13 protein-coding genes are annotated in these 22561 nt (G+C 58.4%); 7 read left to right on the top strand and 6 right to left on the bottom strand.

From position 1 onward, the window contains the following. Positions 1-25 precede the first annotated feature (25 nt). The gene (locus tag L8H52_RS02130) at positions 26-2617 is read right to left on the bottom strand and encodes a glycosyltransferase (RefSeq protein WP_242204947.1); all 2592 of its coding nucleotides are present in this window, start codon (positions 2615-2617) and stop codon (positions 26-28) included. A gap of 219 nt (positions 2618-2836) precedes the next feature. On the opposite strand from L8H52_RS02130, the gene tcdA reads away from it, so the two are divergent. Next, positions 2837-3649: a tRNA cyclic N6-threonylcarbamoyladenosine(37) synthase TcdA gene (gene tcdA / locus L8H52_RS02135; RefSeq protein WP_242204945.1), complete on the top strand. Its 813-nt coding sequence runs from the start codon at positions 2837-2839 to the stop codon at positions 3647-3649. 125 nt (positions 3650-3774) lie between these two features. On the opposite strand, the gene L8H52_RS02140 is transcribed toward tcdA, so the two are convergent. The 4 genes from L8H52_RS02140 to L8H52_RS02155 all read right to left on the bottom strand — a co-directional run bounded on the left by L8H52_RS02140 (position 3775) and on the right by L8H52_RS02155 (position 6919). Beyond that, on the bottom strand, positions 3775-4179 hold the full coding sequence (locus L8H52_RS02140; protein ID WP_242204943.1) for a SufE family protein: 405 nt from the start codon (positions 4177-4179) through the stop codon (positions 3775-3777). Beyond that, positions 4176-5381 carry a cysteine desulfurase gene (locus L8H52_RS02145; protein ID WP_242204941.1) on the bottom strand — a complete coding sequence of 402 codons (1206 nt, stop codon included), beginning with the start codon at positions 5379-5381 and terminating at the stop codon, positions 4176-4178. The genes L8H52_RS02140 and L8H52_RS02145 overlap by 4 nt, the downstream gene beginning before the upstream one ends. A gap of 107 nt (positions 5382-5488) precedes the next feature. After that, the gene (dapD, locus tag L8H52_RS02150) at positions 5489-6523 is read right to left on the bottom strand and encodes a 2,3,4,5-tetrahydropyridine-2,6-dicarboxylate N-succinyltransferase (protein ID WP_242204939.1); all 1035 of its coding nucleotides are present in this window, start codon (positions 6521-6523) and stop codon (positions 5489-5491) included. A 33-nt stretch (positions 6524-6556) separates the two neighbouring features. After that, positions 6557-6919, bottom strand: a complete 363-nt coding sequence (locus L8H52_RS02155; protein ID WP_016985102.1) for an ArsC family reductase — start codon at positions 6917-6919, stop codon at positions 6557-6559. A gap of 308 nt (positions 6920-7227) precedes the next feature. Here L8H52_RS02155 and L8H52_RS02160 point away from each other — a divergent pair, with 308 nt between their 5' ends. The 6 genes from L8H52_RS02160 to L8H52_RS02185 all read left to right on the top strand — a co-directional run bounded on the left by L8H52_RS02160 (position 7228) and on the right by L8H52_RS02185 (position 21382). Beyond that, positions 7228-8640 carry a TolC family outer membrane protein gene (locus L8H52_RS02160; RefSeq protein WP_242204937.1) on the top strand — a complete coding sequence of 471 codons (1413 nt, stop codon included), beginning with the start codon at positions 7228-7230 and terminating at the stop codon, positions 8638-8640. 134 nt (positions 8641-8774) lie between these two features. Beyond that, the gene (locus tag L8H52_RS02165; protein WP_242204935.1) at positions 8775-10913 is read left to right on the top strand and encodes a type I secretion system permease/ATPase; all 2139 of its coding nucleotides are present in this window, start codon (positions 8775-8777) and stop codon (positions 10911-10913) included. A gap of 86 nt (positions 10914-10999) precedes the next feature. Further along, positions 11000-12415, top strand: a complete 1416-nt coding sequence (locus L8H52_RS02170; protein ID WP_242204933.1) for an HlyD family type I secretion periplasmic adaptor subunit — start codon at positions 11000-11002, stop codon at positions 12413-12415. 76 nt (positions 12416-12491) lie between these two features. Further along, entirely contained in the window at positions 12492-12968 is a 477-nt protein-coding gene (locus L8H52_RS02175) for a hypothetical protein (RefSeq protein WP_242204931.1), read from the top strand. Between the two features lie 61 nt (positions 12969-13029). Beyond that, entirely contained in the window at positions 13030-14373 is a 1344-nt protein-coding gene (locus L8H52_RS02180) for a hypothetical protein (RefSeq protein ID WP_242204929.1), read from the top strand. A 1204-nt stretch (positions 14374-15577) separates the two neighbouring features. Then, complete coding sequence (locus L8H52_RS02185) at positions 15578-21382, top strand: S8 family serine peptidase (protein ID WP_242204927.1); 5805 nt, start codon at positions 15578-15580, stop codon at positions 21380-21382. Between the two features lie 142 nt (positions 21383-21524). Here L8H52_RS02185 and L8H52_RS02190 read toward each other — a convergent pair whose 3' ends face one another. Next, positions 21525-22253 (bottom strand): peptidase M12, encoded by a 729-nt coding sequence (locus tag L8H52_RS02190; protein WP_242204925.1) that lies wholly within the window; start codon positions 22251-22253, stop codon positions 21525-21527. Positions 22254-22561 lie beyond the last annotated feature (308 nt).

The following is a 22561-nucleotide window of genomic DNA, read 5'->3' on the forward strand; positions in this document are numbered from 1 at the left end:
CGCCGTTTAGTGCATCGATGAGGATTTAGACGACCGGCGCCGGCTCAGGCGCAGCGGCAGGTTTGGGCAGCGACGACAGGAACGCCATGATCAGCGCCGCCAGATACGGCAGCGACTGCACCAGCAACATCACCACCCAGAAGCGCATGTCGTTGCTCGGCATGCCGTTGACCAGATAGATCCCCAGCGCCGCGCCCCACAACAGCAGCATGATGAACACTTCTTCGCGCGCTTCGGAAATCGCCACCCAGAAACCATGGTTGTCGGCGTTTTTCGGCGTGCGGAAGAACGGAATGCTGCTGGTGAAGAAGCCGTACAGCACCGCTTTGGCGATGGTGTGCGACAACGCCAGCCCGGCCAGCGCCGCGCAGAAGGCATCTTTCAGGTTCACGCCGACGGCGCGACGGTAGAGGAAGATGATCTTGCCGACCTTGAACACGAACAGCGCCAGTGGCGGGATTGCGAAGATCAGCAACGGCGGATCAACCCGCTGCGGCACGATGATCATCGCCGCCGACCACAACAGCGCGCCGACGGTGAAGAAAATGTTCATGCCGTCCGCGACCCACGGCAACCATCCCGCGAGGAAGTGGTAACGCTGGCCGCGCGTCAGCTCGGTGTCCTTGCCGCGCAGCAGGCTGCCGGTGTGACGCTTGATGATCTGGATCGCACCGTAGGCCCAGCGGAAACGCTGCTTCTTGAAGTCGATGAAGGTGTCCGGCATCAGACCCTTGCCGTAGCTGTCGTGGTAATACGCCGCCGACAGGCCTTTTTCGAACACGCGCAGACCGAGTTCGGCGTCTTCACAGATGCACCAGTCAGCCCAGCCCAACTCTTCCAGCACCGAACGACGGGTCATGGTCATGGTGCCGTGCTGAATGATCGCGTCACGGTCGTTACGGGTAACCATGCCGATGTGGAAAAAGCCTTTGTATTCCGCGTAGCAAAGCTTCTTGAAGGTGCTTTCGTTCTGATCGCGATAGTCCTGCGGCGATTGCACCACAGCGATTTTCGGGTCGGCGAAGTGCGGCACCATGTGCTTGAGCCAGTTCGGGTGTACGCAGTAATCGGAGTCGATCACCGCGATCACTTCGGCGTCCTTGGCGGTGTGCGGAATCAGGTAGTTCAGCGCGCCACCCTTGAACCCGGCCAGGGGCGAAACGTGGAAGAACTTGAAGCGCGGGCCGAGGGTTTCGCAGTAGTCGCGCACCGGTTCCCAGACCGCCGGATCTTTGGTGTTGTTGTCGATGATCAGGACTTCGTAGTCCGGATAATCGAGCGCGGCCAAGGCATCGAGGGTCTGTTTGACCATCTCCGGCGGCTCGTTGTAGCACGGCACGTGGATCGACACTTTCGGGCGATAGCTGGAGTCGCCCTCCACCGGCAGGAACTCGCGCCGACGCTTGTGAATCCACACCGCTTCGGCCAGTTCATGCGCCTCGGTCAGCAAGACGATGAACACGCCGAGCGCACCCAGCGCCAAGAGAATGCCGACCGTCAAACTGAACCACGTGCTGTATTGCAGGCTGTAGTCGTAACCGATCCACACCAGCACCGAACCGCAGAGGAAGGCGATAAAGGTCAGGAAGATCCGTCCACGCTGACGCAGCGCCGAGCCGTCGATCATCAGCAGGGTGAGCGACAATAGCGCCAGCACCACCGAACCGATCGCCAGTACGCGCCATTGCGGGATCGCGACCACCGGGCCTTCGAAGTTGAATTTCTGCTGCCGCGCGGCGTTGAACACGCCCCAGTACGCGCCCACCGAACCTTCATCGCTGGCTTTCCACGGCTGATCAAACGCTTCGATCACGAAGTAGTTGAAGCCTTGGCGGTTGAGCTTGTTGACCAGGTTACGCAAATAGATCGCTTGATCCGCCGGCGACGCATCGGCACCGCCACGCATGCGGCCGTTGCTCGGCCAGCCGACCTCGGAAAGCAGCAGCGGTTTTTTCGGGAACATTTTTTTCAGATCGCGAGCGCGATCAAAAACGAACTGGCCAGCCTTGTCGACCGGAATGAATTCCCAGTACGGCAGAACGTGCGCAGCAATCAGGTCAACGTGCTTGGCCAGTTCCGGGTGTTCTTCCCAGACGTGCCATTGCTCGGAGGTGGTCACCGGTACTTTCACCGCTGCGCGCACGCGATCGAGCAGCACGCTCAGCTCTTGGGCGGTGATTTCCTTGCGGAAGATCGCTTCGTTACCGACCACCACGCGAACCACGCTGCGCGAAGTGTTGGCGAGTTCGATGGCGCGGGTGATTTCCCGTTCGTTGCGCTCCTGATCGGGGCTGATCCAGATCCCCAGCGTCACGCGCAGGCCGAATTCTTCAGCCAGTTTCGGGATGTCTTGCAGCGAGCCGTCGACCGAGTAGATGCGGATGTTATCCGTCAGCTTGCTCATGATCTCCAGGTCGCGGCGCATCTCGTCGTCAGTCGGGTACTGATCCTTTTGCGGATATTGTCCCTGCTGGAACGGCGAATAGGAGAAACCGGAGATCTGCTCCGGCCAGTTCGGCGCGGAAACCGGGCGATTGATCAGCGCCCAGAAACCGGTGAACAGGGCGGCGATTGCCAGAACCACCACCAGGTTGAGTCCAAATTTACGCGATGACATAGCTATTTCGGGTTCCAAAGGCTGTGGAACGAAGGATCGGTCGGCTAGACGCCCGAGGGGCGCGCATCCTACACCGGCAGTTCGCAAGTCGTACATCAGACAGGGAAATGCCCGACATTGGGCAGCCGACTTTGACTTAAGTTCTTACACTTGTAGCTGATGTTTAGAACTTGTCGCCGCGTAGCCCTATAATGCGCGCCGGTTTTTGGGGTAATGGTCATGAGTACAGAAGATCCGCGGTTTGCAGGCATCGCCCGTTTGTATGGCATTGAAGGCCTGGAACGCCTGCGCGCGGCCCATGTGGCGATTGTCGGCGTCGGTGGCGTCGGTTCCTGGGCGGCGGAAGCCATGGCCCGTTGTGGCGTCGGCGAGATTTCGCTGTTCGACCTCGATGATGTCTGCGTCAGCAACGCCAACCGCCAGTTGCACGCACTGGACAGCACCGTCGGCAAACCCAAGGTCGAGGTGATGGCCGAGCGTCTGCGCGGGATCAACCCGGATTGCACGGTGCACGCGGTGGCGGATTTCGTCACCCGCGAGACCATGGCCGAATACATCACGCCGAACATCGACTGCGTGATCGACTGCATCGACGCGGTCAACGCCAAGGCTGCACTGATCGCCTGGTGCAAGCGCCGCAAGATCCAGATCATCACCACCGGCGGCGCGGGTGGGCAGATTGATCCGACGCTGATTCAGGTGTGCGATCTAAACCGCACGTTCAACGATCCGTTGGCCTCGAAAGTGCGCTCGACGTTGCGTCGCGATTACGGTTTTTCGCGCACCGTGACCCGGCATTACAGCGTGCCGTGTGTGTTTTCCACGGAACAACTGCGTTATCCGAAGCCGGATGGCAGCATTTGCTTGCAGAAGAGTTTTGTCGGTGACGGTGTGAAGCTCGACTGCGCGGGTGGGTTTGGTGCGGTGATGATGGTCACGGCGACGTTTGGGATGGTCGCGGCGACCAAGGCTGTGGACAAGATTGTCGCGGGTGTGCGGCGCCCTTCAGATAGGGTCAAACCTCAGGTTTGATGCTGGGGCTTTGATCGTTCCCACGCTCCGCGTGGTAATGCAGCCCGGGACGCTCCGCGTCCCATCCAGAGCCGAACGCGGAGCGTCCGTTGAGGCATTCCCACGCAGAGCGTGGGAACGATCAGTCAGCGAGCCAACTCATTCATCCGCTGGAGCACGGCATTCAGGCCATTGCTGCGCGATGGCGATAGCTGGCGGGACAGGCCGAGCTGATTAAACCAATCAGGCAAGTCGATTTGCTTTAAATCAGACGCCGACAACCCGTTGACCCGCAACAGCAACAACGCCACCAACCCGCGAATCATCCGCGCATCGCTGCTCGCCGTGAACTGCCAATGACCGTCGCGCAACGATCCCACCAGCCACACCTGGCTCTCACAGCCATGCACCCGGTTAGCCTCGCACTTGTCCGCATCACTGAGCGCAGGCAGACGATCACCAAACTGCATCAGCAACCGCGCCCGCTGTTCCCAGCCGGCTGCGTTCTGAAAAATTTGCAGCGCTTCAGCCGCTTCAACGGGCAAACTCATCGCAACAACTCCAGCGCCTGATCCAGTGCTTCAAAAAAGCGCTCCAGATCTTCGGAGTCGTTGTACAGCGCCAGCGACACCCGAATTGCCCCGGCCAGTTCAAAGCTTTTCAGTAACGGCATGGCGCAATGGTGCCCGGCGCGCACGGCAATACCTTGCTCAGTCAGCAAGTGCGCCAGATCGGCGTTATGCACACCTTCGACGACAAAACTCGCCAACGCCAATTGCGGCTTGCCGAGCAATCGAATGCCGTTACGCGCTGCGAGGCCGCGCAGCAAATAGTCATGCAGCGCCGCTTCATGGGCCGACACCGCGTCCTGATCCAGCCCCGCCAGATAATCGAGCGTCGCGCCGAGGCCGATCACACTGGCAATCGGCGGCGTACCCGCTTCAAAACCCAGCGGAGCAGGGCGGAAGCGCGAGTCGTGATAGTTGGCTTCCAGCACCATTTCGCCGCCAAACTGCCAAGGCTTCAATTGCTCAAGCGCCGTGTTGCGCCCGAATAACACACCGAGGCCATCCGGGCCATACAGCTTGTGGCTGGAAAACACATAAAAGTCGCAACCCAGCGCCTGCACGTCATGCCGACCATGCACCACGCCTTGCGCGCCATCGACCACGGTCAATGCGTTTTGCGCCTTGGCCATGCCCAGCAACGCCGGCAATGGCTGCCACGCACCGAGCACGTTGGACAGCTGACTGACCGCCAGCAAGCGCGTGCGCGGGCCGATCAGGTGCACAGCGGCAGCAAGGTCGATCAGGCCGTCGGCATCCAGCGGCAGGATCACCAGCTTCAGATTGCGACGTTGCGCCAGTTGCTGCCACGGCAGCAGGTTGGCGTGATGCTCCAGAGCGCTGATGACAATTTCATCGCCCGGGTGGAAAAGATGTTCCAGGCCATAAGCCAGGAGATTCAGCGCACTGGTGGCGCCGTGGGTAAAGATGATCTGCCCGCTGTCACCGACGTTCAGCCATTGCGCGACCTTCAGCCGACTGTCCTCGAACGCCTGCGTCGCGTGAGAGCCGGGCAGGTGTTGCGCACGGTGCACATTGGCTGCGCCGTTGGCGTAGTAATGCGTCAGTGCGTCGAGCAGGGCTTGGGGTTTTTGCGTGGTGGCGGCGTTGTCCAGATAGGTCTGGTCTTGCCGTTGCAGCGCGGCGATAGCCGGGAAATCGGCACGCCACGGGGAGGGAATCATCATGTGGTATACGCCTGACCCTGTGGGAGCGAGCCTGCTCGCGAAGGCGTCCTTGAGGACGCTAAAAGCTTCGCGAGCAGGCTCGCTCCCACAGGTTATCAATGTGCTGCTTAGTTGTGAGCGTGCAGCGCTTCGTTCAGTTCGATCGCCGATTTGTGGGTTTTGCATTCCACAGCGCCGGTTTCCGAATTGCGACGGAACAGCAGGTCATTCTGACCGGCCAGCTCACGCGCTTTCACGACTTTAACCAGGTTGTTGTTTTCGTCCAGCAGCGCAACCTTGGTGCCAGCCGTCACGTACAGGCCCGACTCAACGGTGTTGCGGTCGCCCAACGGGAAACCGATACCGGCGTTGGCGCCGATCAGGCAGCCTTCGCCGACCTTGATCACGATGTTGCCGCCACCCGACAGGGTGCCCATGGTCGAGCAACCGCCGCCCAGGTCCGAACCCTTGCCGACGAACACGCCAGCGGAAACGCGGCCTTCGATCATGCCCGGGCCTTCGGTGCCGGCGTTGAAGTTGATGAAACCTTCGTGCATGACGGTGGTGCCTTCACCGACGTAGGCGCCCAGACGCAGACGTGCCGCGTCAGCGATACGTACGCCAACCGGTACCACGTAGTCGGTCATTTTCGGGAACTTGTCCACCGAGAACACTTCCAGCAGATCGCCGCGCAGACGGGCTTCCAGTTGCAGCTCAGCCAGTTCGCTCAGGTCGATTGCACCCTGGCTGGTCCACGCAACATTCGGCAGCAGCGGGAAGATCCCGGCCAGGCTCACGCCGTGTGGCTTGACCAGACGGTGCGACAACAGGTGCAGCTTGAGGTAGGCCTCAGGCGTCGAGGTCAGCTGTGCGTCTTCGGCCAGCAAAGTGGCGACCAGCGGCTTGTGGCTTTCCGCCAGACGAGTCAACAGTTTGCCTTGCACGGCGTCGATGGCTTTCACGGCTTCAGCCAGTTGTGCGGCCTGGGCGGTGGTGAAAGCGACGGCCTGGTTGCCTTCGGTGTAACCGAGGATCGGCGCAACCGCGGCGACCAGTTCGGCCGAAGGATTGAGCAATGGCTGTGCGTAGAACACTTCCAGCCACGCGCCTTGACGGTTCTGAGTGCCGACACCAAAGGCGATGCTGAACAGGGAATTGGACATGTAAATACACCTCTACAAAGAGTGACGGGCTGCTTACTTCAGAGCGGCCGCGTAGATATCTGGCTTGAAGCCAATCAGGGTTCGGTCACCGAGATCGAGCACCGGGCGCTTGATCATCGAGGGTTGAGCGAGCATCAGTTCGATGGCTTTCGATTGGTCGAGATCGGCTTTGCGTTCGTCGTCGAGTTTGCGAAAGGTCGTGCCTGCGCGGTTCAACACCGTTTGCCAGCCGTGTTCGTCACACCATTGGGTCAGGTGTTCACGGTCGATGCCGGCGCTTTTGTAATCGTGAAAGTCGTAGCTGACAGCGTGTTCATCGAGCCAGGTGCGCGCCTTTTTCATGGTGTCGCAGGCTTTGATGCCGAAAAGGTGCAACGTTTTACTTGAAACGGTCAAGGAATTGCCCCCTTTACAGGTGCTGGAAAAAAATGGTCTTGGATTATGCCATGAGCCTTCGGTTAAAGCGCAAAACCTGTGGGCGCGAGCTTGCTCGCGAGGGGGCCGTCGCAGTCAACATCATTGTTGAATGACCTGGGGCATTCGTGAGCAAGCCCGTTTCCACAAGGGAAATGCAGTTCCCGTGGCTTTGTACAAATGATGGCAAATGGCTATAAAGTTGTCTTGTTGCGATGTGGGTGAAGGCGTAGCATGCGCGTCCTCGATCAGCCTGCTGAATCGATTATTGCAATTTGACACGGATAGTTATGACTGCGCCCTCCCGTTTTTTTGTCTCGCTGCTGACCCTCTCTTTCACGACATTCGTACCCTTGGCCGCTGCCAGTGCCGAACGTGCTGACCTACTTGGGGTGTATCGGCAAGCGGTTGAACACGACTCTCAACTGTCCGCCGCCCGTCATGATTATCTGGCTCGCCGCGAAAGCGTGCCGCAAGCTCGCGCCGGGTTGCTGCCCACCCTCAGCGCTGGAAGTACAGTGGAATCGGTGCGCCTGCAACGTGACGAGCCGGGCCTGACTCGCACCCGCAGTACTTCGGTGTTTCAGGCCAACCTCAATCAACCACTGTTTCGTGTCGACCGCTGGTTTCAACTCGAAGCGGCGCAGGCCAGCGGCTCGCAGGCCGAACTTGAACTGGGCGCCAAGGAACAGGGGCTGGTTCTGACCGCAGCCCAAGCCTATTTTGAAACCTTGCGTGCGCTGGATTTGCTCGCAGCTTCCAAAGCCGAGGAAGCCGCGCTCAAGCGGCAACAGCAGCAAGCGCAGGCGCGTCTTGAAAATGGTGCGTCAAGCATCACCGACGTGCTTGACGCCCAAGCTGCGTACGACAACGCCAACGCCAACCGCAAGCTTGCCGAGCGCAAGGTCGATGATGCATACGAAGGGCTGTCCCGCCTGACGAGTCAGGACTATTCGTCGATCGACGGTATCGAGCATCAACTCCCGGTGGAGCTTCCGGCCCCCAACGACGCCAACGCCTGGGTCAGCCGTGCAGTGCAGCAAAACCTGGCGTTGCAGGCCAGCAGTTACGCAGTGATTGCCGCCGAGCAGACCAACCGCCAGCGCAAGGCGGGTTATGCGCCGACCATCGATGCGGTGGCGTCCTGGCGCAAGGGTGACAACGACAGTTTCGGCTACAGCAATCCCACCGATTTCGGCCGCGATGGCTACCGCGACAATGTCGCCCAAGGCAGCATCGGGGTGGAGTTGAACATCCCGTTATACAGCGGCGGCATGACCCGCTCGCAGGTGCGCGAAGCCACCGAGCGTCTGGCGCAAAGTGAGGATGAGCGCGAGGACCGCCGCCGCGAAGTGGTGCAGAACACGCGCAATTTCTATCGTGCGGTTAATTCCGATATCGAGCAGGTGACTGCCCGCCGGCAAACCATTCGTTCGAGCCTGGCGTCGGTCAAGGCCAATCAGGCAGGCCGGAATCTGGGCTCGCGCAATACCGCCGACGTACTCAATGCCGAGCGCCAGTTGTATGGCGCGGTGCGTGAGTACAACAACGCTCGTTACGACTACATCATCGATACGCTCAAGCTGAAGCAGGCGGCCGGGACCTTGAGTCCCGCCGACCTGAACGATCTGGCGATGTACCTGAACAAGGACTATGACGCGGATCGCGATTTCCTGCCGCCAGAGGAGCGCAAGTCGCTCTAACGGGCGCGTCATACACCAGAGTGAGATCAACCTTAGAGAAGTGATGTCGTTTTGATGCCAGTTGTTTCAAGGCTGATATAACCTATTGAAAGATTTATGAATTTATTGTCGCTAAGCGGCATTCATGGAAGCTTATGAGTGATCAAGGAAGGGGCGCTGAGTCGTCCACGCCAGACACCGGTCTCGTGTGTCTGGTAATGCTTGCCCGTTTTCATTCGGTGGCAGCATCCGCCGAGCAATTGGCACATGAGTTCACTCCGGCCAATCAGCCTTTCACGCAACGTGAGCTGCTGCTCGCAGCCCGCAAGCTGGGCCTGAAGGCCAAGTCGGTGAACACCACCGTCGCCCGTCTGGACCGCACGCCTTTACCAGCGATTGCCGTCGCAAACGACGGCACGTTTTTCATCATCGCCAAGCTTGATCAAGGTCAGGCACTGATTCAGGACCCGCGTGCCGCGCGACCGGAAGTGATTACGCTCCAGGAACTGGCCGCACGCTGGAGCGGTGAACTGCTGCTGGTGCGTTCGGAGTCGACGCTGGCCGGCGAAACTTCGCGCTTCGATTTCACCTGGTTCATTCCCGCCATCGTTAAATACCGCAAGCTGCTCGGCGAAGTGCTGCTGGTGTCCTTTGCCTTGCAGCTGTTTGCGCTGGTCACGCCGCTGTTTTTCCAGGTAGTGATGGACAAGGTGCTGGTGCATCACGGCCTGACTACCCTCGACGTAATCGCCGCCGGGCTGCTGGGCATCATGCTGTTCGAGTCGGCCCTGAGCGGTTTGCGCAGCTACGTGTTTGCCCACACCGCGAGTCGCATCGATGTGGAGTTGGGCTCGCGCTTGTTCCGCCACCTGATCAACCTGCCGCTGGCCTATTTCCAGGCGCGCAGGGTCGGTGATTCGGTGGCCCGGGTGCGCGAGCTGGAGAACATCCGCAGCTTCCTCACCGGTAACGCGATCACTTTGTTGCTGGACGTGCTGTTCTCCGTGGTGTTCGTGCTGGTGATGTTCTATTACAGCGGCTGGCTGACCCTGATCGTGTTGCTGTCGTTGCCGTTGTACGTTCTGGTGTCGCTGTTCATCACGCCGTTGCTGCGGGCCAGGTTGGAGGACAGCTTCACGCGTGGCGCCGAGAATCAGGCGTTTCTGGTGGAGACCGTCAACGGCATCGACACGGTGAAATCCATGGCTGTCGAGCCGCAGGCCATCCGCAAGTGGGACAACCAGATGGCCGCATACGTCGCCGCTGGTTTCAAGACCCAGACCCTGTCCACCATCGCCAATGAAAGCGTGTCGCTGATCGGTAAACTGGTCACGGTCGCGACCTTGTGGCTGGGCGCTCGCTTGGTGATCGACGGGCAATTGTCGGTGGGCGAGCTGATCGCCTTTAACATGCTCGCCGGTCGCGTCAGCGGGCCGATCATGCGTCTTGCGCAACTGTGGACGAGCTTCCAGCAGACCGGTGTTTCGGTGCAGCGTCTGGGCGACATTCTCAATACCCGAACCGAATTATCCCAGGCCACACGCAGTGCGTTGCCGCCGCTCAAGGGCCAGATCGAATTCGACCAGGTGCACTTCCGCTATCGCGCCGACGGTTCGGAAGTTCTGCGTGGCGTCAGCCTGCAAATTGCTGCAGGCGAAGTGATCGGCGTGGTCGGGCGCTCCGGCTCCGGCAAGAGTACTCTGACGCGATTGCTGCAACGTTTGTACGTGCCAGAACGCGGCCGGGTGCTGGTCGATGGCATGGACCTGGCCCTGGCGGACGTCTCCTCCCTGCGTCGACAGATCGGCGTGGTCTTGCAGGACAACATGCTGTTCAACCGCAGCATCCGCGAGAACATTGCCCTGAGCGATCCGGGCGCGCCACTCGAAGCGGTGATGCACGCGGCCACCATGGCCGGCGCACATGAGTTCATTCTGGAACTGCCCGAAGGCTACGACACCATGGTCGGCGAGCACGGCACCTCGCTTTCCGGCGGCCAACGGCAACGGGTGGCCATCGCCCGTGCCTTGATCGGCAATCCGCGAATCCTGATTTTCGACGAGGCCACCAGTGCGCTGGACTACGAGTCCGAGCGGATCATCCAGCAAAACATGCAAAGCATCTGCGCGGGGCGCACGGTGATCATCATCGCGCATCGATTGTCGGCGGTACGCGAGGCCAATCGCATCCTCGTAGTCGATCGCGGACAGATCGTCGAGCAGGGCAGCCATGCCGAATTGCTCACCCATCAGGCCGGCCACTATTCGCGCCTGCATCGCATGCAACAGGGCTGATCAGCCCTTCATGTATTCGTAGTCCGCCGCCCCCATTTCGGATGCGGTGGCAGTCACTGTATTCCGGATTCAAGGATCGATTTCCCATGAGCGCAACGCCCTCATTAATGCAGCGTTACCGTCACGCCTGGCGCGAATCCTGGCGTCAGCGCAAACAGATGGACAGCGTGCCGCGCCTGCGCCATGAAGCACAGTTCCTGCCCGCCGCGCTGGAGTTGCAGGAAACCCCCGTGCACCCGGCGCCAAGAATCTTTGTCTGGAGCATCATGGGCTTCGCAGTGCTGGCGCTGTTGTGGGCGTACGCAGGCAAGATCGAAGTGGTGGCGGTCGCCTCCGGGAAGATCGTGCCGAGTGGCAAGACCAAACTGATTCAATCCAGCGAAACGGCGGTGGTCAGGGCTATTCATGTCAGCGACGGTCAGGCGGTGAAAGTCGGTGAGTTGCTGGTCGAACTCGACCCGACGGCTGCTGACGCCGACGTCAGACGGATTCAGAGTGACTTGCTTGCCGCCCGCATCGACGGCGCCCGCAGTGCAGCGATGCTCGATGCGATCAATCAGCACAAACCCCCGGCATCGCTGATCGGCGCAATCACCGACGCCGATCCGCAACAGGTGCTCAGTGCCCAGCGCTGGCTGCAAGGGCAGTATCAGGAATACCGCAACAGCCTGGAATTGGTGGACGCGGAAATCCAGCAGCGCAATGCCGAAATCCAGTCTGCCCAGGCCCAGGTGGCCAGCCTTCGGCAAACCGTGCCGATTGCCACGCAACTGGCCGAGGACTACCAGCGCCTGCTCGCGCAACAATACGTCGCCCGCCACGAGTACCTGGAAAAAGAACAGGCGCGCCTCGACCTGCAACGCCAATTGAGTGTGCAGCAAGCCAGCGTCTTGCAATCCACCGCCGCGCAAGGCGAAGCGCGACGTCGACGCGAAGGTGTGGTCGCGCAAAATCGCCGCGCCATGCTCGACCTGCAACAGCAGGCCAACCAAAAAGCCGCGGGTCTGGTCGAGGAACTGACCAAGGCCCGCTACCAGGAAACCCTCACCAGCCTCACTGCACCGGTGGACGGCACCGTTCAGCAACTGGCGATTCACACCGTCGGCGGTGTCGTCACTGCGGCCCAACCCTTGATGGTCATCGTGCCCGCCGACCAACCGGTGGAAGTGGAAGCCATGCTGGAAAACAAGGACGTCGGCTTCGTCCGCGCCGGCCAACCGGTCACAGTCAAGGTCGAAACCTTCACCTTCACCAAATACGGCACGGTTGCCGGTGAAGTCCTCAGCGTCTCCAGCGACGCCATCGACGATGAAAAACGCGGTCCGGTCTACAGCAGCCGCATCCGCCTGAAAACCGACCACTTGATGATCAACGGCCAACGCGTGGCGCTGTCGCCGGGCATGTCGGTGACGGCGGAAGTGAAGACCGATCAACGACGGATGATCGAGTACTTCTTGAGCCCGCTGCAACAACATATGGATGAGAGTTTGCGTGAGCGTTGAGTGTTGACGGATTCAGGTGGGAAACAGTCAGGATTGAAACGATAAATCCTTCAACGTCCATGAAATCGGAAACGTTATGAAATTCAAGGTGGGTCATTTGAGCATTGTTCGTGGGTTGAAATTGATACTGCTGGTGGTGGGTGCTCTGACGATTCTGAAATATGGCGCCATTACCCTCTTATCGCTTAGTTCTGATTCCGATGATGATGTGACGAAGCTGGCTTATTTGTCTCCAAACGGAAAGTACAGCGCTGTTCACGTCACGCGTGCAGGCGGGGGCGCAATAGCGCCGTTTTGCTCGGACACGGTTTTTGTTTTTAACAGTCTGCAGACTATCGATGAAGTAATTGCTCACTCCGAATACCAGGTTTATTCAGCTGAGTGTGATGTTTTTTTTGACCACGAAGCTTCACCGGCCGTGAAGTGGAATTCAGACAATGATCTTCAAATCGATTTTGCAATCGGCGCAACCCGGATCGTAAGCCGAGACGTCAAGCTGCGTGCCTCGGACGCTTCCGGAAAGATACAGATCAGGTTTTCTGCTTATCGCTAGAAAGGGAATTTTCAAGTTTCCTCTTGAACGATCAAGAGGGTTTTTAAAGTAAGGGAAGCAAGTGGCTAAACTGACGTTGATGCAGGGGCAATTTGGCAAGGACAGTTTTACTGTACAAACCAAAGATGGAACACTCGTTGCGGCGAAATGGCTGAGTGACGGGCTTGGCAATTATGTTATGGATCCCCAGACCGATCAGCCGTTCATGGTGCCGGCGGATTATGATATGAAAGCTTCGATCGAACACTTCAAGAAAGTCAGGGAGGACTATGACGCGTCCTCTCTCAGTTTTCGGAACAGCCTCTATAGCGTTGTTTATGAGACCTTCAGGCAGAGTGGCGTGGGTGATCTTCAACGCTCTTATAACGGTGCTTCGCACACGACAGGTGACGGCTTCGTTCCCAGTTTCACAAATGCTGCGTCTTTCAACTTCGGATTGATTTCAACCGTATTGGGGCTGACCGAAACGGAAATTATTGGTGGAGGAGGTCTCTATAACTTATACAAGTCCTTCCGCCCCGGTGGTCAAAATATCAAGACTGAAGGCGAGTTGTGGAACAATGAGCCCAATGTCATTTCAATAAAAACCGGGATGTCGATTATTCATCCGGATCGTGACGGGCAACCACTGATTGATCAAGGTGGACCGGCGTGGACCCCGCCAGCAAGCCTGCTGAACATCGAAATCAACCCCGATCCTCAGGCGAGCCACCAAATCCAACTTGAGAATCAGCGAACACGAGATGCGGCCAACGGTTACATCGTCAACGGCGCGACGAACAAGATCTTCGCCCTCGACGGGATTCTCAACAAAACCGATTTCACCTCCACCCAAATGGCCAGCCTGGCCTCGGGCGGTATTCGTCCGGGTGAAATGCAACTGGACCCCAACGCGCGCCCCAACACCTACCTTTCGCAGTTCTACCCGACCCCGAGCGCGACCAAGCCGGATTTCAGCCTGCGCAGCGCGGTCACTCTGAATGGTTTGTCGGCAATGTCGACATTCAACACCTACGTTGACCCACTGTTGCTGGACCTGACCGGCAATGGCGTGCACATGACCGACATCCGCGACGGTGTGCTGTTCGATACCGACCACAGTGGCACGCTCAAGCGCAGCGGCTGGGCGGATCGCACCACCGGCATGCTGGTGATTGACGATGGCAGTGGCCAGATCAAAGACGTCAGTCAGATGTTCTCCGAGTATTACGGCGGCAAGGTCGGCGTCAACGGCGCGGCGGGCGAGGCGAAGTTCAGACGGTTTCGCGGCATTGGCCAGAAGGAGAGAAAGGGGCGAGAAGAAGGGGGCAGATTTATTTTCAGAATGGTGCTGTTTTCAAAAAATAAATCTGTCCCCTTTAGTGTCGAAGCAAGTCCGCGTCTCTATCTACTTAACTCGTATTAATTGCTGGCTGAAGGGGGTTGTATGGAGTTGCTAAGTTTGGAGCAGCGGAGGTTCTATAGTAAGTATTTTCTCTGCGCTATTTTTTTTGGCGTGGCTGTATTTCTGGTGATGAAATTTGTTGCTGGTGTTTCCGATGACTACTTTGTCGAGATCTACCCGGATGTAAAGGTATTAGTCTGTTTGAATATTTTTGTTGGGCTTTTCCTTTCGGAGCGAAAGAGCAGATTTCTCGTTTACTTTTCCCGGATATTCGTTTTGGCGAATTTTTCGTTGTTCGGGTTTTTTACGGGGTGCGTGGTGCAATATCTTTCTGTGATGAGTAAATAAGGAGTTGTAAATGGCATTGTCAGTCGGTCAGTTGGAACGAATTGCGGAGTTGATAGATAACTCTTTTGCGGTAAAGAGCATTCGTGATGACGCCAAAAAGGAAAAGAGCAATCCGCTGGAAGTTGCAGGGGATTACGGCACGATAGCTAATGGATTGGCGTCTTTTTTAGACACGCCAGGTCGCACGGTCACAAGTTCAATTACTGCACCACTCGTTCTCGCGTCCGCCATTTACAAGTTTTCAAAAGGAACAGCGGGGTTGGATAATTACGCAGATATTGCGTCTCTGATCGCGTTGAAAACAAATAATCCTGCGTTGGCGCGACTTTCGCTTTCTTTTGCTGTAGGTGTGAAGATAGGTGGTTATATTCAAACTACCTGGGGGCCGGCAATTGACGCGCGAATAGGTGATTCTTCCATGCAAGTGGGAGATTATTTTTTCGATAAGACGGGGTCGGTCGAATTTGCCGCGGTCATGGCCGGAGCCTCTCATGCGCTGATGACAGTGGCTTATCTGCCTTCAGAGTTTGGCCCGGTAAAAGAATTGAATGCGTGGATTGATGAAAAAAGGTTGTTTGATCCAGCATTCAAAGCTTTTGACAACTCAGTCGCGTTCACCGCTGACAATATTTTCGTACCCGCCAACGAAGCAGTTCAATCTTTGACTGCGCAATACGATGCGATTTTCAATAGTTCTAAAGGAAGCCAAATCCCTTCCCCAGGTAGTGAGCCTGCGGTACAAGATCTAATAAAAATTGACATAACCCCCAGTCCTGTACCCCAACAACACATCCAGGGCGAAAGCAAAGCCCAGCAAGACGTCGCCAACGGCTACATTCAAAACTCGTCGACGAACAGCATCTTCGCCCTCGGCGGGATGCTCAGCAAAACCGATTTCACCTCCACCCAGATGGCCAGTCTCGCATCTGGCGGTGTCCGCCCCGGTGAAATGCAGCTGGACCCCAACGCTCGCCCCAACACTTACCTGTCGCAGTTCTACCCGACCCCGAGCGCGACCAAGCCGGATTTCAGCCTGCGCAGTGCGGTGACCCTGAACGGTTTGTCGGCAATGTCGACCTTCAACACCTACGTTGACCCGCTGTTGCTGGACCTGACCGGCAATGGCGTGCACATGACCGACATTCGTGACGGCGTGCTGTTTGATACCGACCACAGAGGCACGCTCAAACGCAGCGGCTGGGCGGATCGCACCACGGGCATGCTGGTGATTGACGATGGCAGTGGCCAGGTCAAAGACGTCAGCCAGATGTTCTCCGAGTATTACGGCGGCAAGGTCGGCGTCAACGGCGCGGCGGGCGAGGCGAAGTTCAAGGACGGTTTCGCGGCGTTGGCCAGTGAAGACTCGAACAAGGATGGCGTGATCGATCAGCGCGATCCGATCTGGAGCAAGTTGCGCGTCTGGGTTGACGGCACCCATGACGCCAAAGTCGATGGCGGGGAACTCAAGACGCTGGCCGAACTGGGAATCACCCAGATCAACGTCCGTGCGGTGGCATCTCCTCAAGCTGAGATGCGCGACGGTAACAAGGTGCTCGCCACCGGTTCGTTCACGATGAATGGCAAGAGCCAGGAAGCGTTGGCGGTGGATTTTCTGGGGGATCCGGTCAGCAATATCGTGACCAGCCAAGGCACCGGCACGCGCGTGACCTCGACCACCAGCGGCAAGGACAGCCGCACCACCAGCGCTTATGCCAGCCAGAGCACCACCGGTGAAACGCTGGATGCGGCACAACTGGGCGTGAACAACCTGTATGGCGGCAGCGGCGATGACACGTTGATCGCGGCGCCGGCCGGCAGTTGGCTGGTGGGCGGTGCGGGCAGCAACACCTATAACGGCGGCGTGGGCGATGACGTGTTTGTCATCAGCGCCTCGGACAACCCGACCAACATCCATGGCAATGGCGGTCACGACACGGCGATTATCGTCGGCGACAAAGGCATCGTGCTGAACATGGCCCGCGCTGGCCTGACTATCGCCCAAGGCGGTGGCGGCAACGACACGATCATGAGCGGTGGCACCGGCAGCGCTTTCATTAAGGGCGGCTCAGGCAACTCGACGCTGGTCGGTGGCTCGGGCAACGACGTGCTGGTCGGTGGCAGCGGCCACAACACCATCATCGGCGGCAGCGGCAAAGCGGTGATTTATGCCGGGCCTCAGGGCGACACCATTTATGCTTCCGAAGGCGGCAGCATCATCCATGCCGGTGGCGGCGCCGATAAAATCTTCGGCGGTGCCGGTAACGACATCATCGAAGTCGGCCATGGCAACGCGACCATTGATGGTGACGGCGGGATCAATCTGGTCACGCTGCACGGCACTCACGGCGACTACCGAATCACCCGCACCGCGACCGGTTATGAAGTGGCCGACAAGGTTGCCGGGCGTGACGGCACGGTGACGCTGAGCAACATCCAGAAGCTCAACTTCTCGGACATTTCCGCTGTTGACCTGCTGACCCCCAATGCGATGCCAGTGGCCGATGTGCTCACGCTCGACAAGGCCGGCAAGGCGTTTGATCGCACCCAGACACATCTGATCAGCGCCGAAAGCCTGTTGGCCAATGATCAACGTCTGAACAGCCAAGGTGCGCTGCACATTGCCAATGTCGGTGACGCGGTCGGCGGTACGGTCAGCCTCACCGCCCAGGGCGATGTGCTGTTTACCCCGGACGCGCGTTACACCGGACTGATCAGCTTCAAGTACGGCGTGGCCGATGCGGCGGGTAATCTGTCGGCGTCGGTGGTGGACCTCGGCAGCGGCCAGACCGCACCGATGCGTGCCGGTGTGACCCTGCTGACTCCAGAGGTGCCGCTTGATCCCTTGGCTGCTCAGGAATGGTATTTGAGCGACACCCATGTGCTGCCGGTCTGGAAGGACTACACCGGCAAAGGCGTGCGCATTGGTCAATTCGAGCCGGGCGGCGAGTTCGCTACCGCGCCGGAAATTTTTGATGTCGCGCATCCTGACCTGGCGCCGAATATCGATCAGGCCTGGTTGCAAACGCAGAAGACCAACGGCACCTTGCCGGGGCTGGTATCCAACCACGCGACGATGGTCGCGGGGGTGATGGTCGGCGCGAAGAACGGCATCGGCGGCGTGGGCGTGGCCTACGACGCGAAACTCGGTGGTTACTACCTCGCGGGCAAGGGCGATGATCTGACGGGACTCGGCCACATGGTCAGTTTCGACATCGCCAACAACAGCTGGGGTTTCACCAATGACTTCGCCCTCAGCAGTTATCAGGACGGCCACTTCACCACCGCCACCGCGCTGAGCATGAATGCGCAGTACGCGGCGAGCAACGGTCGCGGCGGCCTGGGTACGATCATCGTTGCAGCGGGCGGCAACAGCCGTGCTACCGGTGGCAATGCCCAGGGTTCGCTGACCAACAACAATCGCTTCTCAGTGGAAGTCGGCGCGATCAACGCACAGGGCGATCTGTCGACCTTGCAGATAGGCTCTTCGCCATTTTCCAACCCGGGCGCCAGCCTGTTGGTATCAGCACCGGGCAGCAATGTCGTGTCCACCAGCCACATGCTGGAAACCGAACGCGGCTCCACGTTCGGCAACGATTACACGAGCATGCAGGGCACCAGTTTTGCTGCGCCGATCGTTTCCGGCATCGTTGCGTTGATGCTCGAAGCCAACCCGAACCTGGGTTATCGCGATGTGCAGCAGATCCTCGCGTTGTCAGCGCGCCAGATCAACGACCCGGCCACCCAATGGAGCGACAACGCCGCGCATGGCTGGAACGGCGGCGGCATGCACACCAGCAATGACTATGGTTTTGGTGAAGTCGATGCGCGGGCCGCGGTGCGTTTGTCCGAGGCCTGGATGACCCAGAGCACCGGCGCCAACGAATACGTCTACAGCGCCTCCAGCGGTGCACTGGGCAAACCGTTGGCAGCGGGCGCGACGCTGACGTCCTCGATTGCGATGAATGCCGGGATGAATGTCGAGCACGTCGAGATCGACTTTGATGCTCAGGTTGGCCGCCTCGGCGATCTGACCCTCAAGCTGATTTCCCCCGATGGCACGCAAAGTGTGTTGCTCAACCGTCAGGGCAAAGTCCCGGATGGCATGCCGGGCGCCAGCGCTAGCGATGTCGGCAGCACGCAGTCCGGCTCGTTCAAGTACACCTTCATGTCGACCCATGACTTCGGTGAACGCTCGGCGGGCAACTGGACCCTGCAAGTGACCGATTCGGCGTCCGGTCTGCCGGTTACCCTCAATAGCTGGTCGCTGCGTTTGTACGGCAGTAAGGCGACGGCGGACGACACCTATTTCTACACCGATGAATACCTCAAGTCGGTAGTTGGTCATGCCAATCGCGCGGTGCTGGATGACGCGGTCAACGGTGTCGCAGGTGGGCGCAATACCCTGAATGCGGCGGCTGTTTCCGGGGACACCTCGGTCAACCTGCTGACCGGTGTTGCCAGCATTGGCGGCGCGGCGCTGACGGTGAAAAACCCGTCGGCCATTCAGAATATTGTCAGCGGCGATGGCAATGACACGCTGGTCGCCGGCAATGCCGACGCCTTGCTCGACGGCGGACGTGGCAACAACGTGCTGACCGGCGGTGCGGGCAAGGACTTCTTTGTGGTGCATCGTCGCGATGCGGGCAACGATACCCTCAACAACTTCGAAGCTGCGCGCGGTGAAGTCGTCGATCTGGTGGGGTTTGCCGGGAAGAAATTCGCTGATCTGCAACTGACGCAACAGGGCGCGGACGTCAAGGTTGACCTGGGCAAGGGCCAGGTCATCGTTCTGAAAAACCAGGCACTCGCCGGCATCACTGCAGCAAACTTCAAGTTTCAGGACAGCTTTGTCGCGCCGACGGCTTACATCAACAGCGACACTTCGGCGGTCAAGCCGCAAGAGGGCTTGGGCACCGTGGTACTCAACGGTGGCGGTAAAGGCGTGATGTACAGCAGCGACGCTCAGGGTAAAACCGTGGCCTCACTGAACGGTACGATTTACAGCCACGACAGCGCGACCTCGGACGTGTTCGTGGTGGCGGCCCAGTCCGGCGTCAAGGATTACAACAACGCCTTGCGTGGGTTCCGTCACGGTATCGACAAGATCGATTTGCGCCAGACTGGCGTCACCGACTTCAGTCAGTTGATCATCGAGCACAAGAACCGCGCGACATTCAATGGCCTGACCCAGATTCACGGCGTGTATGTGACACGCATCGGTGCCCAGGGCAGCGATGCAAACACCAACCTGCTGTATCTGGATGCGCTTGATGTGGCGCAGATCAGTACGACGGATTTCCTCTTTGCCGACCCTGCGCCTGCCGTGGTACCAACGGTTGGACCGGTGCCGCCGGTCACCGATCAGCCTCCGCTCACGGTACCTGAAACGCTGACGCCGATTGTCGAGCGTCCTGGCGTCGACAAACCTTCGGTGGTCACGCCGCTGCCTCCCATTGACCTGTCCCCGGCCATCAGCGTCCCGACCATTGATCCAGTGCTGCGACCTTCGGTCACGATTCCGGACTTCAAGCTTCCGGAGACCAAGACGATTGAGCAGATCCTGGCAGAACGCGGTATCGACCTGAATCCCAAAGTGCCGGAACACAAAACCTTTGAACAGATCATGGCCGAGCGTGAGGCGAACCGGGGTGGGACGACGCTCCCTGACCACAAAACCATCGAGCAGATTCTGGCCGAGCGCGCTGTTGGTTCCCTGGTCCCATCGAAAGTACCGGACATCGGCCCGGTCGGTCGGGATGTGCTGGGGCCTGCGTCGATTGATATTCCGAGTCCACGGCCGATTATCATCCCGGATGTCCCGACGATCGATATCGCCCATCGTGACCTTGATATCCCGACTCGCCGACCGGTCATCGTTCCAGACGTCGTGAGTGCGCAAGACCCGCGCCTGAAAATCGACGATACCTGGGGCGTAGGGCAAACCGCGGACACTACGTTCGCGTCAATCCGGGACAGGATCCGCGGCGGTTCAACACCTTCTACAACGAACCCTCTGCCGGCGGCCACCGACCCGAACGTCATGACGGTCCAGGGCTTCTTCGCCGATGTCACGATTGGCGACGAAAGCAAGACTATCAACGTCGAAGCCTCGAATGCCAAGGTGCATGCTGGCAACGGTGACAACAAGGTTAACGTGACCGGCCGCCGGGGTAATATCACTTTGGGCAATGGCAATAACGTTGTGATCGGTGACGTCGACAAGTTCACCGTCGGCCATGGCAACAACACCATTACCGATTCAGGGTCTTTCGCCACGGTGAAACTGGGGGATGGCAACAACAAGGTGGTGGTCAGCGGCAACATGCCGACGGTTGAAGTCGGGCACGGGGTCAATGACATCGAGTTCAGCAACGGGGGAGGCGATCTGGTGTTCGGCAAGGACATCAGCCCCGATCAATTGTGGTTCCAGCACAAAGGGCAGGACCTGCAGATATCGGTGATCGGCAGCAAGCAGGAAGTCACGCTGCATAACTGGTATGCCGACAAGCCGGAGCGGCCTCGGGACATCATGGCCGGAGACCGTCATCGGTTGATGGATCGTGATGTGGAGCAACTGGTCCAGGCCATGGCGGCGTTCGCGCCGGCGGCGCCAGCGACCATGACCTTCGGCGGGGCCGAGCAGCAGGCGTTGCAGCCTGTGCTGGCGGCGAACTGGATGTAAGTAACGGCAGTTGACGCGAAAAAAGGCCCGCGATGTTTGTCACGGGCCGACGAGGGCGGTGCAATGCCGCCCTCGTCTTATGCTCGTCTGAAGCGCAACGTGCAGGTTTGCTTTTAAAGAATAGTTTTTTAGGTGGGGACATTCATTTCGGGTAAAGCAAACGCATCAGGCGTTTGTCTTTCTTGCTGATCCTGCGATTGATTGGCACTTCCCAATTACCCAGTGTCAACGTATTAGCCACTGGGTGGTGCATGATCGACCTTTTGTCGTAAGAAGTATAAATCGCCTCCAGCGTGTCGAAAGGAGTAAACAGGTTTCTGTCGATTTCCTCCGGCGTCAGTGGATTCATTTCGCGGTTCTGATAGAACTCATAGACCTTTGGTTTATCCCACGGGATTTTCGCCTGCGGGTGCTGGTGTTCATGCATAGCGCCAAGGGCGTGACCGAACTCATGAGTCACGATGACTTCAAAGTCTGGATGATCCGGTTTTACGCCCAGGTCCATGGTTCTGTCGTCAGGATGAATCAACAACGCGTCGGTGCCGAGCATCGAACTGTTGGAGTTGTTGGTAGTGGCGATGCGTATGTCGCCCACGAGGTCGTCAACGAACTCGAACTTCAGGTTGATATACGGCAACCATTGACTGGCTGCCTTTATGATTTTGTCTTTGTGATCTGCTTCGGGTGCGTCCATGAAGGCAATCTTCAGGGTGCGGCCGTTTGCCCATAGTTTTGAATAATTTAATATCGAGCGTTTACGCCGAGTGCCAGTAGATGTGCCGATGTTGGCCGGGTTTTCATTGGTGGCCACCTGGTAAGCCTCTTGATCGTCGGGCCATTGTATAAGTTGGCAAACTGTTAGTTCGTGCATGATTGACTTCATCCTTGAAGTTGAGAGTAAGCAGTTGTTCAGGCACTGCAAGTTATTCAGCTCTATATTAGCGCTTGGCCGAAAGGCAAGTGCAATACAACGTTATATGGACTGTGACGTCATGTTTTATGTCCCGTGCAGGTACGAGCCCGACACCACGGTCACGCGTCGCTTGAAATCCTTGGATTGGCGACGACACGCTCAGGCAGATTAGATTAAAGCTGTGGCGGTGTGGCGGTGTGGCGGTGTCTTGCTGGGAGTTTATTTTTTATAGGGTGCGGGAGTTTGATGCTGCAAGTGGCCGTGCC

Source organism: Pseudomonas sp. CROZ-RG-20F-R04-15 (assembly GCF_022662375.1).
Taxonomy (GTDB): Bacteria; Pseudomonadota; Gammaproteobacteria; order Pseudomonadales; family Pseudomonadaceae; genus Aquipseudomonas.

Coding starts and splice junctions, on each gene's coding strand:
- L8H52_RS02140 (WP_242204943.1), bottom strand. CDS start 4,179: ATGAGTTTGCCCGTTGAAGCGGCTGAAGCGCTGCAAATTTTTCAGAAC.
- L8H52_RS02190 (WP_242204925.1), bottom strand. CDS start 22,253: ATGCACGAACTAACAGTTTGCCAACTTATACAATGGCCCGACGATCAA.
- tcdA (WP_242204945.1), top strand. CDS start 2,837: ATGAGTACAGAAGATCCGCGGTTTGCAGGCATCGCCCGTTTGTATGGC.
- L8H52_RS02145 (WP_242204941.1), bottom strand. CDS start 5,381: ATGATGATTCCCTCCCCGTGGCGTGCCGATTTCCCGGCTATCGCCGCG.
- L8H52_RS02160 (WP_242204937.1), top strand. CDS start 7,228: ATGACTGCGCCCTCCCGTTTTTTTGTCTCGCTGCTGACCCTCTCTTTC.
- L8H52_RS02185 (WP_242204927.1), top strand. CDS start 15,578: ATGCTCAGCAAAACCGATTTCACCTCCACCCAGATGGCCAGTCTCGCA.
- L8H52_RS02130 (WP_242204947.1), bottom strand. CDS start 2,617: ATGTCATCGCGTAAATTTGGACTCAACCTGGTGGTGGTTCTGGCAATC.
- L8H52_RS02165 (WP_242204935.1), top strand. CDS start 8,775: ATGAGTGATCAAGGAAGGGGCGCTGAGTCGTCCACGCCAGACACCGGT.
- L8H52_RS02170 (WP_242204933.1), top strand. CDS start 11,000: ATGAGCGCAACGCCCTCATTAATGCAGCGTTACCGTCACGCCTGGCGC.
- L8H52_RS02175 (WP_242204931.1), top strand. CDS start 12,492: ATGAAATTCAAGGTGGGTCATTTGAGCATTGTTCGTGGGTTGAAATTG.
- dapD (WP_242204939.1), bottom strand. CDS start 6,523: ATGTCCAATTCCCTGTTCAGCATCGCCTTTGGTGTCGGCACTCAGAAC.